The organism is Streptomyces sp. SID5785 (assembly GCF_009870065.1).
Taxonomy (GTDB): domain Bacteria; phylum Actinomycetota; class Actinomycetes; order Streptomycetales; family Streptomycetaceae; genus Streptomyces.
The window spans coordinates 1-14,277 of the sequence record NZ_WWIA01000956.1 but is presented as its reverse complement, the minus strand read 5'-3'; the positions used below and the strand labels follow the sequence as shown (position 1 = coordinate 14,277).

At 70.0% G+C, this 14,277-nt stretch carries 10 protein-coding genes; 9 read left to right on the top strand and 1 reads right to left on the bottom strand.

All coding sequences use genetic code 11. The features are described 5' to 3' along the window. The first annotated feature begins 443 nt into the window (after positions 1–443). The 3 genes from GTW43_RS31200 (at position 444) to GTW43_RS31190 (ending at position 3,642) form a co-directional block, all read left to right on the top strand. Positions 444–1,124 (top strand): PadR family transcriptional regulator, encoded by a 681-nt coding sequence (locus GTW43_RS31200; RefSeq protein WP_161305337.1) that lies wholly within the window; start codon positions 444–446, stop codon positions 1,122–1,124. Between the two features lie 43 nt (positions 1,125–1,167). Next, positions 1,168–2,250, top strand: a complete 1,083-nt coding sequence (locus GTW43_RS31195; RefSeq protein ID WP_161305336.1) for an inositol-3-phosphate synthase — start codon at positions 1,168–1,170, stop codon at positions 2,248–2,250. A 126-nt stretch (positions 2,251–2,376) separates the two neighbouring features. After that, positions 2,377–3,642, top strand: coding sequence for an MFS transporter (locus tag GTW43_RS31190; RefSeq protein ID WP_161305335.1), 1,266 nt, complete (start codon positions 2,377–2,379; stop codon positions 3,640–3,642). Positions 3,643–3,806: 164 nt separating this feature from the next. On the opposite strand, the gene GTW43_RS31185 is transcribed toward GTW43_RS31190, so the two are convergent. Continuing rightward, the gene (locus GTW43_RS31185; protein WP_161305334.1) at positions 3,807–5,279 is read right to left on the bottom strand and encodes a CCA tRNA nucleotidyltransferase; all 1,473 of its coding nucleotides are present in this window, start codon (positions 5,277–5,279) and stop codon (positions 3,807–3,809) included. A 172-nt stretch (positions 5,280–5,451) separates the two neighbouring features. Here GTW43_RS31185 and GTW43_RS31180 point away from each other — a divergent pair, with 172 nt between their 5' ends. The 6 genes from GTW43_RS31180 to GTW43_RS31155 form a co-directional block, all read left to right on the top strand. Further along, complete coding sequence (locus GTW43_RS31180; protein ID WP_161305333.1) at positions 5,452–7,818, top strand: DUF6049 family protein; 2,367 nt, start codon at positions 5,452–5,454, stop codon at positions 7,816–7,818. Positions 7,819–7,863: 45 nt separating this feature from the next. Further along, the gene (gene murJ / locus GTW43_RS31175) at positions 7,864–10,104 is read left to right on the top strand and encodes a murein biosynthesis integral membrane protein MurJ (RefSeq protein WP_161305332.1); all 2,241 of its coding nucleotides are present in this window, start codon (positions 7,864–7,866) and stop codon (positions 10,102–10,104) included. A 118-nt stretch (positions 10,105–10,222) separates the two neighbouring features. Continuing rightward, on the top strand, positions 10,223–11,941 hold the full coding sequence (locus tag GTW43_RS31170; protein WP_161305331.1) for a protein kinase family protein: 1,719 nt from the start codon (positions 10,223–10,225) through the stop codon (positions 11,939–11,941). A 35-nt stretch (positions 11,942–11,976) separates the two neighbouring features. Beyond that, positions 11,977–12,690, top strand: a complete 714-nt coding sequence (gene sigM / locus GTW43_RS31165; protein ID WP_161305330.1) for an RNA polymerase sigma factor SigM — start codon at positions 11,977–11,979, stop codon at positions 12,688–12,690. Continuing rightward, positions 12,687–13,703, top strand: a complete 1,017-nt coding sequence (locus GTW43_RS31160; protein WP_161305329.1) for a hypothetical protein — start codon at positions 12,687–12,689, stop codon at positions 13,701–13,703. The genes sigM and GTW43_RS31160 overlap by 4 nt, the downstream gene beginning before the upstream one ends. Before the next feature lie 142 nt (positions 13,704–13,845). Continuing rightward, positions 13,846–14,277: FAD-dependent oxidoreductase (locus tag GTW43_RS31155; RefSeq protein ID WP_161305328.1), on the top strand; the 432-nt coding region annotated here is incomplete at its 3' end.

Below are 14,277 nucleotides of genomic sequence, written 5' to 3'. Positions count from 1 at the left end.
ACGATGCTCCGCGACGGGCCGCGGCGCGCCCGCCACCCTGCGGCTGCGGCGGTTTGCGACGGTGCTCGCTCATCGAACGACTACTCCTCGGGCAGGCGCGGTGTGCGCGCCTGGACGGCGGCTGGTTTCCGGTCCCCCCGAAGTACGGACGAGCCCGTTCCGGAGCTCAGCCGTACTGCACCGGGGACGACGACGCCCCCAGGCGTCACTTGGTTCCCGGTGGTCTGCATGGCGGACAGACTACGCACCGTCAAAACCCACCGAGGGGCGAAGTTCACCCCAAATCAGGCAAGTTGCATCCTACGAATCAGTGATGTGACGCCGTTCACCGTGCCCCCTCTTGTCGCATCCGCAGGCTCGTTCTATCGTCAGGATGTATCGAGCCGATACATCAGCTCGACATAAAGAGTCGATACACGGGCCCGCAGCAGTGAGGAGGCGAGATGAGCCGGCGCTCCGGCATCCTTGAGTTCGCCGTTCTCGGACTGCTGCGTGAGTCCCCGATGCACGGCTATGAGCTGCGCAAACGACTCAACACCTCGCTGGGAGTCTTCCGGGCCTTCAGCTACGGGACCCTGTACCCCTGCCTCAAGACGCTGGTCGCCAACGGCTGGTTGATCGAGGAATCGGGTGCCGGTCCCACCGACGCTCCTGCGGCCCCGCTCACAGGACGTCGCGCCAAAATCGTCTATCGGTTGACGGCGGAAGGTAAGGAGCACTTCGAGGAGCTGCTCTCGCAGACCGGCCCCGACGCCTATGAGGACGAGCACTTCGCCGCGCGATTCGCCTTCTTCGGGCAGACCTCGCGCGATGTGCGGATGCGCGTCCTGGAGGGCCGTCGCAGCCGGCTGGAGGAACGCCTCGAGAAGATGCGCCTCTCCTTCGCCCGTACCCGGGAGCGCCTGGACGACTACACGCTTGAGCTGCAGCGCCATGGAATGGAGTCCGTGGAGCGCGAAGTGCGCTGGCTGAACGAGCTCATCGAGAGCGAGCGCGCGGGCCGCGACCAGCGACGGTCGGGCCCGGGGGAAGCAGCTCAGCAGGACACATCTGGAGAGACGGGCGGCCTGCCCCGGCACCGGGACAGCACCCGGCCGGATCCGTCCGATGACACCGCCATGTGAAGTCCGCTCAGGACTTCACCAGTACACACAGGGAGCAACCGGAATGGGTTCGGTTCGCGTAGCCATCGTCGGCGTGGGCAACTGCGCCGCCTCGCTGGTGCAGGGCGTCGAGTTCTACAAGGACGCTGACCCGGAGACCAAGGTCCCCGGCCTCATGCACGTCCAGTTCGGCGACTACCACGTCGGTGACGTCGAGTTCGTCGCCGCGTTCGACGTCGACGCGAAGAAGGTCGGCCTCGACCTCGCCGACGCCATCGGCGCCTCCGAGAACAACACCATCAAGATCTGCGACGTCCCGAACTCGGGCGTCCAGGTCCAGCGTGGCCACACGCTCGACGGTCTCGGCAAGTACTACCGCGAGACGATCGAGGAGTCCGCCGAGGCCCCCGTCGACGTCGTCCAGATCCTCAAGGACAAGCAGGTCGACGTTCTCGTCTGCTACCTGCCCGTGGGCTCCGAGGACGCGGCGAAGTTCTACGCGCAGTGCGCCATCGACGCCAAGGTCGCGTTCGTCAACGCCCTTCCGGTCTTCATCGCCGGCACCAAGGAGTGGGCGGACAAGTTCACCGAGGCCGGTGTCCCGATCGTCGGCGACGACATCAAGTCCCAGGTCGGCGCCACCATCACGCACCGCGTGATGGCGAAGCTGTTCGAGGACCGCGGTGTCCGTCTTGAGCGCACCATGCAGCTCAACGTCGGCGGCAACATGGACTTCAAGAACATGCTCGAGCGTGACCGCCTCGAGTCGAAGAAGATCTCGAAGACCCAGGCCGTCACGTCGCAGATCCGCGACCGCGAGCTGGGCGAGAAGAACGTCCACATCGGCCCGTCCGACTACGTCGCGTGGCTCGACGACCGCAAGTGGGCGTACGTCCGCCTCGAGGGCCGCGCCTTCGGCGAGGTCCCGCTGAACCTGGAGTACAAGCTCGAGGTCTGGGACTCCCCGAACTCCGCGGGTGTCATCATCGATGCCCTGCGCGCCGCGAAGATCGCCAAGGACCGTGGCATCGGTGGCCCGATCCTCTCCGCGTCCTCGTACTTCATGAAGTCCCCGCCGGTTCAGTACTTCGACGACGAGGCCTTCGAGAACGTCGAGAAGTTCATCAAGGGCGAAGTCGAGCGCTGACTCCCCAACGGGTGTTTCACGTGAAACATGAAGCGTGCCGAGCACCCGTGGCCTGAGGCCGTGCAGGCCCCCGGATCGCACACGTCGTGCCTCCGGGGGCCTTCCTCATGTGTGAGGCTGTGCCCCATGGCTGTCGTCCGTGACCTGCGCGTCCTGCTGCGCCTGCGCGACTTCCGGCGTCTCCTCACGCTGCGGCTGCTCTCCCAGGGAGCGGACGGCGTGTACCAGGTCGCACTCGCCACGTACGTCGTCTTCTCTCCGGAGAAGCAGACCTCTCCCGCGGCGATCGCCTCCGCGATGGCAGTCCTGCTGCTCCCTTACTCCCTCGTCGGTCCGTTCGCCGGCGTCCTGCTCGACCGCTGGCGCCGCCGTCAGGTCTTCCTCTACGGCAATCTCCTGCGCGTGGTGCTCGCCACCGCGACGGCCGTGCTGATGCTGATCCACTCACCGGACTGGCTCTTCTACGCGTCGGCCCTGTGTGTGACAGCGGTCAATCGCTTCGTCCTCGCAGGTCTCTCTGCCGCCCTGCCGCGGCTCGTCGACGACGACCGGCTCGTCATGGCCAACTCGCTCTCGCCGACGGCGGGCACCCTGGCCGCGACGATCGGCGGTGGTCTCGCCTTCGGGGTGCGTCTGGTCGCCTCGGACTCCGACGCGGCGGTGGTTCTCCTCGGCGCCTTCCTCTATCTCTGTGCCGCGCTCGCTTCCCTGTCCATGAACGCGGAGCTGCTCGGTCCCGACCCGGAGCTGGTGCAGCCACGGCTCCGGACCGCACTGACCGGCACCGCCCGGGAGCTCCAGGCCGGCGTACGCCACCTCGTCTCCCGGCCTGCGGCCACCCGAGCGCTCGCCGCGATGACCGTGATGCGCTTCTGCTACGGGGCTCTGCTCGTCATGGTGCTGATGCTGTGCCGGTACGCCTGGTCGTCCACGGAGTCCCAGGGCCTGGCGCTGCTCGGTCTGGCCCTGGGTGTCTCGGGCGCCGGCTTCTTCGTCGCGGCCGTCATCACCCCGGCCGCAGCCGGCCGCTTCGGGGCGAGTGGCTGGATCACGGTCTGCGCGGGCATCGCGGCCGTCCTCGAGCTCGCCCTCGGTCTCGCCTTCGAGCCTGCGCCGATACTGGTGGCTGCCTTCGTGCTGGGGCTCACCACTCAGGGCGCGAAGATCGCGACCGACACCCTGGTCCAGTCATCGGTGGACGACGGCTTCCGCGGGCGGATCTTCTCGGTCTACGACGTGCTGTTCAACATCTCGTTCGTCGGGGCGGCCGGAGTGGCTGCCCTCATGCTGCCGCCGGACGGGCGCTCCGGACCGTTGGTGATCCTCGTGGCTGCGCTGTACGGCGCGGTGTCGGTGGCCATGGCCCGCTACGGACGGCGGAGCCTCGCGTGATGTTTCACGTGAAACAACGGCCGGACGCCGTCGCCACCATCGCCGTCGCTCTCGCCATCGCCATCGCTCTCGTCAGGTGAGGGGAGAGACCGAGAGGGGCGGTGTTTCACGTGAAACACCGCCCGTGAAACACCGCCCCTCCGCTCGCCGCAGACGTCCGGCACTCAGTCCTGCGACTGACCGGCCCACCACTCCTTGAGCGCCGCCACCGCGGCGTCGTACTCCATCGGCCCGTTCTCCAGGCGCAGCTCCAGCAGGAACTTGTACGCCTGGCCGATCACCGGGCCTGGACCGACGTCCAGGACCTGCATGATCTGGTTGCCGTCCAGGTCCGGGCGGATGGAGTCCAGCTCCTCCTGCTCCTGCAGCCGGGCGATGCGCTCCTCGAGCCCGTCGTAGGCGCGGGAGAGGGCGTTCGCCTTGCGCTTGTTGCGGGTCGTGCAGTCGGACCGGGTGAGTCTGTGCAGCCGCTCGAGCAGCGGCCCCGCGTCGCGGACGTACCGGCGCACGGCCGAGTCGGTCCAGTCACCGGTGCCGTACCCGTGAAAGCGCAGGTGCAGCTCGACGAGGCGCGAGACGTCCTTCACCAGTTCGTTGGAGTACTTCAGCGCGGTCATGCGCTTCTTGGTCATCTTGGCGCCGACCACCTCGTGATGGTGGAAGGAGACGCGGCCGTCCTTCTCGAAGCGGCGGGTGCGCGGCTTGCCGATGTCGTGGAGCAGCGCGGCAAGCCGGAGCGTCAGGTCGGGGCCGTCCGTCTCCAGCGCCATCGCCTGCTCGAGCACGATCAGGGTGTGGTCGTAGACGTCCTTGTGCCGGTGGTGCTCGTCGCGCTCCAGACGCAGGGCGGGCAGCTCGGGCAGGACCCGGTCCGCGAGACCGGTGTCGACGAGGAGCGTCAGGCCCTTGCGGGGGTGCGCCGAGAGGATCAGCTTGTTCAGCTCGTCCCGGACCCGCTCGGCGGACACGATCTCGATCCGGCCGGCCATGTCCGTCATCGCCGTGACGACGTCGGGAGCCACCTCGAAGTCGAGCTGCGCGGCGAAGCGGGCGGCGCGCATCATGCGCAGCGGGTCGTCGGAGAAGGACTCCTCAGGCGTGCCCGGAGTGCGCAGCACCCGGGCGGCGAGGTCGCCGAGGCCGCCGTGCGGGTCGATGAACGCCTTCTCGGGGAGTGCCACGGCCATCGCGTTCACGGTGAAGTCGCGGCGGACGAGGTCCTGCTCGATGGAGTCGCCGTAGGACACCTCGGGCTTGCGCGAGGTGCGGTCGTAGGCCTCGGACCGGTACGTGGTGACCTCGACCTGGAAGCTCTGGTCGACGCCGTCGACGCGGGCCTCCTTCTGGCAGCCGACGGTGCCGAAGGCGATTCCGACCTCCCACACGGCGTCGGCCCAGGGACGGACGATCTTGAGAACGTCCTCGGGGCGGGCGTCGGTGGTGAAGTCCAGGTCGTTGCCGAGGCGGCCGAGCAGCGCGTCTCGTACCGAGCCGCCGACCAGGGCGAGGGAGAACCCGGCCTCCTGGAATCGGCGGGCGAGGTCGTCGGCGACGGGCGAAACCCGCAGCAGCTCGCTGACGGCGCGGCTCTGCACCTCGCTCAGGGCACTGGCGTTGTCTTCATTGGCGTTCGGCACAACAGGACAGGGTACGTGCCCCCGGCGCCCCTGGCCGAACCGTTTGCCGGGGCACCCCCGCGAGGGCTCTACGATCTTGTGGGGCGGACCCGGACACCCGGCCACAGCGCGCCTCGTTACCATGCGTGGACACATCTGCGACCACTGACGACGACGAGGGACGGACGAGCACGTGGCCGAGGCGGCAGACTTCCCAGGGATGACGACTCCCTCTCCTGCCCGCCGACTGCTGCGGCGCACCGGGGCCGCACTGGCCGCGGCGCCGCTGCTCGCGGCGCTGCCCCTGCTGACCGGTGCCCCCGCGGCCCACGCGACGGCCCCTACGGCGGCTGCGGTCGCGACCGGGACGAAGACCGTCGATGTCTCCGTGACGTCGCTCTCACCGACCACGCCGGACGACAGCGGCACGGTCACGGTCAAGGGGCACGTCACCAACAACGGCAAGCAGGCCGTGACGGGCGCCCATGTCGGCCTGCGGGTCGGCACCTCCTACGGCGGGCGCTCCGCGATCGACGAGGCCGCCAAGGGGGCGACGGGCGGCGCTCCGGACGGCACCGAGGTCGCGGCCAAGTACGCGCAGAAGTTCTCGCGGCTGGCGCCCGGCGTCTCGCACGACTTCACGCTCGCCGTGCCGGTCAAGGAGCTGCACCTGGGCGCCGACGGCGTCTACCAGATCAGTGTCGCCCTCATGGGGCAGACGGCCGCGCAGCCCTACCAGCAGACGCTCGGCATCCAGCGGACCTTCCTGCCGTGGCAGCCGGACGGGCCCGACACACGGACGAAGACGACGGTCCTGTGGCCGCTCCTCTCCGACACGCACCTCACGGCCGAGACGGGCACGAACGAGGAGCAGACGCCGGTCTTCGACGACGACAGCCTGGCGCAGGAGATCGGTCCCGGCGGCCGGCTCCAGCAGATGCTGACGCTGGGCAGCGCCTTGGACGTCACCTGGGTCGTCGACCCCGACCTGCTGGCGTCGGTCGACGCGATGACCGAGTCGTACAAGATCAAGGACGCGGACGGGAACCTCACCTCGGGCAAGGACCAGGCGCTCGCCAAACAGTGGCTGGGCCAGCTGGAGACCGCGGTGCAGGGCCAGAAGGTCGTCACGCTGCCCTTCGCGGACCCGGACCTCGCCTCGCTGGCCCACGCGGGCACGAAGGTCGGTGGATCCCTGAGCCACCTCAAGGCCGCCACGGACGCCGCCGTGGCGACCGTGGACACCGTGCTGCACGTGAAGCCGGACACGTCCTACGCCTGGCCCGCCGAGGGCGCCGTGGACCCGGACGTCGTGAAGGTCGCCACATCGGCCGGCGCCGACAAGATCATCGCGCGGAGCGACAGCCTGCGGGAGACCAGCAACCTGCCGTACACCCCGTCGGCCGCGCGCCCCATCGGCGGCGGCGCCACGGCCGTCGTCAGCGACGCCCGGCTGTCGACCGCGTTCGAGGGCGACATGACGGGCGCGGAGAACACGACACTCGCGGTGCAGCGCTTCCTCGCCCAGAGCCTCATGCTCAACCTGCAGACGGACAAGCAGCGCAGCGTCGTCATCGCTCCACAGCGCCTGCCGTCCGCCACGCAGGCGCAGGCCCTGGCCCGCGCGGTGGGCGAGCTCCAGAACAGTGGCTGGTCCCAGCCCCAGTCGCTGTCGGCGGCCGCCGCTGCCGCGCCCGACCCGGGAGCGACGACGCGCGTCCCCTCGGCGCGCTCCTACCCGGCGTCGCTGCGCCGGCAGGAGCTGCCCAGGTCCGCGTTCGAGCAGATCCAGGCGACCCAACGCGATCTGGAGAACTTCAAGGTCGTCCTGACCGACGAGTCCCGCGTCGTCACGCCCTTCGGCCGCGCGATGGACCGGGAGATGTCCACGTCCTGGCGCGGCCGCGCCAAGGAGTCCGGTTCCTTCCGCTACGGCGTCTCGACGTATCTGTCGGGGCTGACCGACCAGGTCACCCTGATCGAGAAGTCCACCGTCCGGCTCTCCGGCCGGAGCGCGACGATCCCCGTGTCGGTCCAGAACAACCTGTGGCAGGACGTCGACCACCTCGTCCTGCGGCTGCGCTCGGACAACGGCACCCGCCTGAAGATTGGTGACCACGACTTCGAGGACAAGGAGGTGACGATCGCGAGCGGCCACAGCCAGTCCGTGAAGTTCACCACGACGTCCAAGGCGACGGGCCCGATCACCGTGCACGCGCAGCTCTTCACCGAGGACGGCGAGCCGTACGGCGAGGAGCTCGACTTCAAGGTCGACGTCACGGAGATCACTCCGACCGTCATGCTCGTCATCGCCGGTGGTGTGTTGCTGCTGGTCCTGGCCGGTTTCCGGATGTACATCCAGCGCAAGCGCGCCGCGGCGGCGCGCGGCGGCGAGGACGGTCCGGACGACGAGGCGCAGGAGGCGGCGGACGACGCGTCCGAGGAGTCCCCGGAGTCCCCCACCCGGGCAGAGGTTCCGCAGCAGGCGAGTGACCCGACCGCTGACACCGCTTCGGAAAGCACGGCCCCGTCGGACACGGGTGAGAGAGTGGACCGTTGAGCGATGTCGTGGCCGGTGGGCCCGGGACGATGAGGTGGGGTATCCATGAACGCGCCGTACAACGGTGACCGTGGCCAGGGCTCGGGCAGCTCTGCCTCGGGCGATGGCCACCCGCACGCCGGGCCCCAGGGAGCCGGTGGGCAGGTCCCGCAGCCGCACCCCGCTCCCGACGCGTACCCGCAGGACGCCTATCTGCAGGACGCCTATGACCAGGACCCCTACCGCGCGCACGACCTCGCGGCCCAGGACCCGGTCGCCGAGGCGCTGTACGACCGCGCCGCGCACCCCCCGCCGCCCCCGGGCACGTACACGTCACAGCCGCTGTACGGCCAGCCCCCGGTGAACCAGTACCAGCCCGACCCCCGGGTGTGGGCCCAGACGCCCGCGCCGGAGCCGGAGGGCCCCACCCAGTACCTGCCGTACGGCGACGACGCACGGACGACGCAGTTCGTGGGCGTGGACGACCTCGTGACGCAGGCCGGCGAGGAGCGGGAGGAGCCGGACGCGTTCGCGCACCTCTTCCGCGACCAGCAGCCCGGCTACAACGGTGGACAGGCGTCCGTGGCGCCGCCGGCCGACGACCAGACCCAGTACCTCGGCAGGGCGGTCCCGGCGCCGCCGCCGGTGGCCGCCCCGGCAGCCGCCCCGAAGAAGGCGGGCCGCGCCACGAGCCTCATGAAGTCCAGCGCCGTCATGGCGGCCGGCACCCTCGTGTCCCGCCTCACCGGCTTCGTCCGCACCGTGGTGATCACCGCGGCGCTCGGCGCGGGTCTGCTCGGTGACACCTGGACCGTCGCCTACACGCTGCCGACGATGATCTACATCCTGACCGTCGGCGGCGGACTGAACTCGGTGTTCGTCCCGCAGCTCGTCCGCTCCATGAAGGAGGACGACGACGGCGGCGAGGCATACGCCAACCGGCTCCTGACCCTGGTGATGGTGGCGCTGGCGGTGATCACCGCGATCGTCGTCCTCGCCGCTCCGGTGCTCATCAAGCTGATGTCCGTGCCGGTCGCCAGTGATCCGGCGGCGAACAACGTCGGCGTGACGTTCGCCCGCTACTGCCTGCCCACGATCTTCTTCATGGGTGTGCACGTGGTCATGGGCCAGATCCTCAACGCCCGCGGCAAGTTCGGCGCGATGATGTGGACCCCGGTCCTCAACAACATCGTGATGATCTCGACGTTCGGCCTGTTCCTCTGGGTGTACGGGACCGCCGCCGACTCGCACCTGACCGTGCAGAACATCCCGCCGGAGGGCGTCCGCCTCCTCGGCGTCGGCACGCTCCTCGGACTCCTCGTCCAGGCGCTCGCGATGATCCCGTACCTCCGCGAGACCGGCTTCCGCTTCCGTCTGCGCTTCGACTGGAAGGGCCACGGGCTCGGCAAGGCCGTCCGGCTCGCCAAGTGGACCGTGCTGTTCGTCCTCGCCAACCAGGCGGGCGTCCTGGTCGTCACCCAGCTCGCCACGGCGGCGGGCGATGCCTCGCCCATCAAGGGCACCGGCATCATGGGCTACTCCAACGCCCAGCTGATCTGGGGCATGCCGCAGGCCATCATCACCGTCTCGGTCATGGCCGCGCTGCTGCCGCGCATCTCGCGCTCCGCCCACGACGGCGACCAGGGTGCGGTGCGGGACGACATCTCGTCCGGCCTGCGCACCTCCGCGGTGGCGATCGTCCCGGTCGCGTTCATGTTCGTCGCCCTCGGCATCCCGATGTGCACCCTGCTCTTCGGCAGCAGCGGCACCGATGCGGCCCAGTCGATGGGCTACATCCTCATGGCGTTCGGCCTCGGCCTCATCCCGTACTCCGTGCAGTACGTCGTGCTCCGCGGCTTCTACGCGTACGAGGACACCCGGACGCCCTTCTACAACACGGTCATCGTGGCGGCCGTCAACGCCGCTGCCTCCGCCGTCTGTTACCTGATCCTGCCCGCGCGCTGGGCGGTCGTCGGCATGGCCCTCTCCTACGGCCTCGCCTACGCGATCGGCGTGGGTGTCGCCTGGCGTCGTCTGCGCAACCGCCTGGGCGGAGACCTCGACGGCCGCCAGGTCGTGCGTACATACGCCCGTCTGTGCCTCGCGTCGGTGCCGGCTGCGGTGATCGGCGGCGGAATCGGGTACGCGCTCACCCAGGTGCTCGGCCACGGCGTGTTCGGATCGATCGCGGCTCTGGTCGTCGGTGGAGTCGCCCTGCTGGCCGTCTTCTATGCGGCGGCCCGCAAGATGCGTATCGAGGAGCTGAATTCGATGGTCGGCATGGTCCGCGGTCGTCTCGGCCGCTAGCCGACGGGATCCGCCTACAACCTTCGGCGACCACCGCGTGTCGTGCATAGCGTCGGACTGTGGGCACAATTGGTTGGGCGTCGGAGTGAGTGCAACGGATGGGGAGGCAGGAACGACGGTGGCGGAACGGAGCACGGCTGCCGTCGACGTGGCCGACAACGGCGGTGATGAACCGCTGAACGCCGAGACGGACAAGGCGGAGCAGGCCACGGCCGACGGGGTGGCCCAGGCCGGTGAGCAGGACGCACCGGCCCACGAGGAGACCGTGGACACGGCGGAGACGGGCACGCACCTGAGCCCCTCGACGTCCGCACCGCCCGAGTTGCACAGCGGCCACAAGCTCGCCAGACGGTACCGGCTCGAAGAGTGCGTCACCCGTCTGGACGGTTTCAGCAGTTGGCGTGCGGTCGACGAGAAGCTGCGCCGCGCGGTCGGTGTGCACCTGCTGCCGGCCGACCATCCACGCGCCCGCTCGGTGCTCGCCGCGGCCCGCTCGTCGGCCCTCCTCGGTGACCCCCGGTTCGTCCAGGTCCTCGACGCCGTCGAGGAGAACGACCTCGTCTACGTCGTCCACGAGTGGCTGCCCGACGCCACCGAGCTCACCGCGCTGCTCGCGGCGAACTCCCTGGAGGCGCACGACGCGTACCAGATGGTCAGTCAGGTCGCCTACGCGATGGCGGCGGCGCACCGCGAAGGCCTCGCCCATCTGCGCCTCACGCCGAGCGCCGTGCTGCGCACCTCCACCGGTCAGTGGCGCATCCGCGGCCTGGCCGTGAACGCGGCGCTGCGCGGCATCTCCTCCGACACGCCCCAGCGCACCGACACCGAGGCGATCGGCGCGCTCCTGTACGCCTCCCTGACCCAGCGCTGGCCCTACGAGAACGACGCGTACGGCCTCTCCGGCCTGCCCAAGGGCGTCGGCCTCATCGCACCCGACCAGGTACGGGCGGGCGTCCACCGCGGACTGGCGGAGCTGGCCATGCGCGCGCTGGCCAACGACGGGGCCACGGCCTCGCGTCAGGAGCCGCCGTGCACGACGCCCGAGGACCTGGTGAAGGCGATCGGCGAAATGCCGAAGATCCGCCCGCCGGAGCCTGCCTTCACCGCGCCGCCCGAGTACCAGCGGACGACGTACCAGCAGGGGAACTACGGGCGCACGTCGCCCGCGACGCAGCCGTTGCCGGTTCCTCCGCCGCCGCTGCAGAGCCGCACGGGCAAGGTCCTCAAGTGGGCCGTCTCGGCGCTCCTGATCGCGGCTCTGGGCCTCGGCAGCTGGCAGCTGGCGGACGCCCTGATGGACCAGAGCGAGAGCGACGGCACGGACACGACGCACACGACGGACGGCGGCGACAAGGGCGAGAAGAAGCCCGCCAAGCCGTTCGCGATCTCCGGTGCCCAGGAGTACGTCGCCGAGGGCAGCGCGCAGGACTCCGGCGGCGTCGCCAAGAGCTATGACAGCGACACCTCGACGTTCTGGCGCACGAAGTCCTTCCTCGACGGTCCGCCGATGGTCATCAAGCCCGGCGTCGGCATCGTCTACGACCTGGGCTCGGCCAAGGACGTGTCGGCGGCGACCATCGGCTTGCGCTACGGCGGCGACCACACCACCGTGTCCCTGTACGCCGCGGACTCGCTCAGCCCCGGCTCGGTCAGCGGGCTGAAGCGGATAGGCGCCAAGACGGACACGTCGAAGACGTCCGCCACGGTCAAGACCGGCAAGCCGGTCAGGACGCGGTACGTGCTCGTGTGGCTGACCGCTCTGCCGCACGCCGGCCAGGACGGGTACAGCAGCGCCGGATACAAGCAGGGCATCACGGAAGTGAAGTTCACCGGCTGACGACGCGGGACGCACCAGGGGGAGGGGGTTCGGCAGTGGACGACGCCTACGGCGGAGTGAGCGATCAGGACCTCCTCGCCCGTCATGTCGCAGGGGACAAGGACGCGTTCGGCGAGATCGTGCGGCGCCACCGCGACCGGCTGTGGGCGGTCGCCCTGCGCACGCTGGGGGACCGGGAGGAAGCGGCGGACGCGGTCCAGGACGCTCTCGTGTCCGCCTACCGGGCCGCCCACACCTTCCGCGGACAGTCGGCGGTGACGACGTGGCTGCACCGCATCACGGTGAACGCGTGCCTGGACCGGGCACGCAAGACGGCATCCCGCCGCACCGCCCCCATGGACGACACCGAACGCTTCGAGCAGCTTCTCGAGCCGCACGAGTCGGCCGAGGCACCGGCCGAGCGCAACGACCTGCACCGTGAACTGTTCGCCGCACTGCGCTTGCTCCCGGCCGATCAGCGCGCCGCGCTCGTCCTCGTCGACATGCAGGGGTATCCCGTCGCAGAGGCCGCACGGGTCCTCGATGTCCCCACCGGCACCGTGAAGAGCCGCTGCGCGCGCGGCCGCGCCCGGCTTCTGCCCCTCGTCGCCCACCTCCGCGCCGGCCACACCGAGGACCCCGACGGCGAGAAGGAGTCCTCCGGGCGGAACCGGACGCAGGGGACATCCGTCCCACCCGCAGCAGGGCCTCACGGCGAGGCAGGACCCAATGATTCGGCTGCGGTGAAGGGCGGAGGTGGGCGAGCGTGACTTCCACGACCGACACGTCGGAGCACCCCGAGGTCTCGGAGATCTCCGATCTCACCGAAGGCCTGCTGCCGCCCGCCCGGACCGCGGAGATCAGGCAGCATCTCATCGGCTGCCCGCTCTGCGCCGACGTCCATGCCTCCCTGGAGGAGATCCGGGGCCTGCTCGGCACTCTGCCCGGCCCCCCTCGGATGCCCGAGGACATCGCGGGTCGCATCGACGCCGCCCTGGCGGCGGAGGCCCTGCTGGACACGCTGGCCCCCGAGGCCGAGACACCGGCCACCGGGACACTGTCCGAGGGCACGCCCGCCGCAGTACCGGTCGACGACGAGGGGACGGCCGACGAGGAAGCGGTCCACGCGACGGTGCAGGACCCGGAGCGAGGCCGGGAGACCGCCTCTGTTTCACGTGAAACATCGAGCGGTTCCACGGTCGCGGGGCGTCCGGCGGACCGGCCCGCCGGGCATGCACGAGGCACCGGCTCCTCCGGACCGGGACGGAAGGCCCGACGCATGCGGCGCCGCACGACCGCCGCCATCGGCTCGGTGCTCACGGTCGCCGCACTCGGTGTGGGCACGCTTCTGCTGCAGAGCCGTGACGACGGCACGTCGCCGACGGCACACAAGAGCCCCAGCGCCTCGTCCGAGGCGCCAGGGACCTTCGCCGTGGACACCCTGGGGAACAAGGTCTCGGATCTGCTCGGGAAGAAGACGAAGGAGCCCTCCTTCGGTACTCAGGACAGCGGTCCCAAGACACCGCGGACCGATTCCCCCATGCCCAAGCTCGCCGAGGACGACCTGCCCCCCTGCGTCCAGCAGGGCACCCGACGTACCGAGGCCCCTCTGGCGTCCGAGAAGGGCACGTACCGGGGGCAGGATGCCTACCTCGTCGTCCTGCCGGACCGGAATGCTCCGGAGCGCCGTGTCACGGCATACGTCGTGGATGCCTCCTGCGCCGGGAAGTCCTCCGCCACCCCGGGCACCCTGCTGTACACCCACTCCTACGACCGCGGCTGAACGCGGTCCGAACGCACTCCCGACGTGCGCCCGGACACGTCGGGAATGCATGCCCCGTAGGATCCGTTGGGTGGGGTGAGAGTCCGGAGAAGAGGCTCCCCCGGCAGTACGCAGCAGTCCCGCAGAGACGAGGAATCAAGCCGTGAGCGACGTCCGTAACGTGATCATCATCGGCTCCGGGCCCGCCGGCTACACGGCGGCGCTCTACACCGCGCGCGCGTCGCTGAAGCCGCTGGTGTTCGAGGGCGCCGTCACCGCTGGTGGCGCGCTGATGAACACCACCGAGGTGGAGAACTTCCCGGGCTTCCAGGACGGCGTCATGGGCCCCGAGCTCATGGACAACATGCGCGCCCAGGCCGAGCGCTTCGGCGCCGAGCTCGTCCCGGACGACGTCGTGGCCGTCGACCTCACCGGCGAGATCAAGACCGTGACCGACACCGCCGGCACCGTGCACCGTGCGAAGGCCGTCATCGTCACGACGGGCTCCCAGCACCGCAAGCTCGGCCTGCCCAACGAGGACGCGCTCTCCGGTCGTGGCGTCTCCTGGTGCGCGACCTGCGACGGCTTCTTCTTC

Excerpts from the sequence above, each read along its gene's own strand:
- GTW43_RS31190 (WP_161305335.1), top strand. The coding sequence starts at position 2,377 with ATGGCTGTCGTCCGTGACCTGCGCGTCCTGCTGCGCCTGCGCGACTTC.
- GTW43_RS31195 (WP_161305336.1), top strand. The coding sequence starts at position 1,168 with ATGGGTTCGGTTCGCGTAGCCATCGTCGGCGTGGGCAACTGCGCCGCC.
- murJ (WP_161305332.1), top strand. The coding sequence starts at position 7,864 with ATGAACGCGCCGTACAACGGTGACCGTGGCCAGGGCTCGGGCAGCTCT.
- GTW43_RS31200 (WP_161305337.1), top strand. The coding sequence starts at position 444 with ATGAGCCGGCGCTCCGGCATCCTTGAGTTCGCCGTTCTCGGACTGCTG.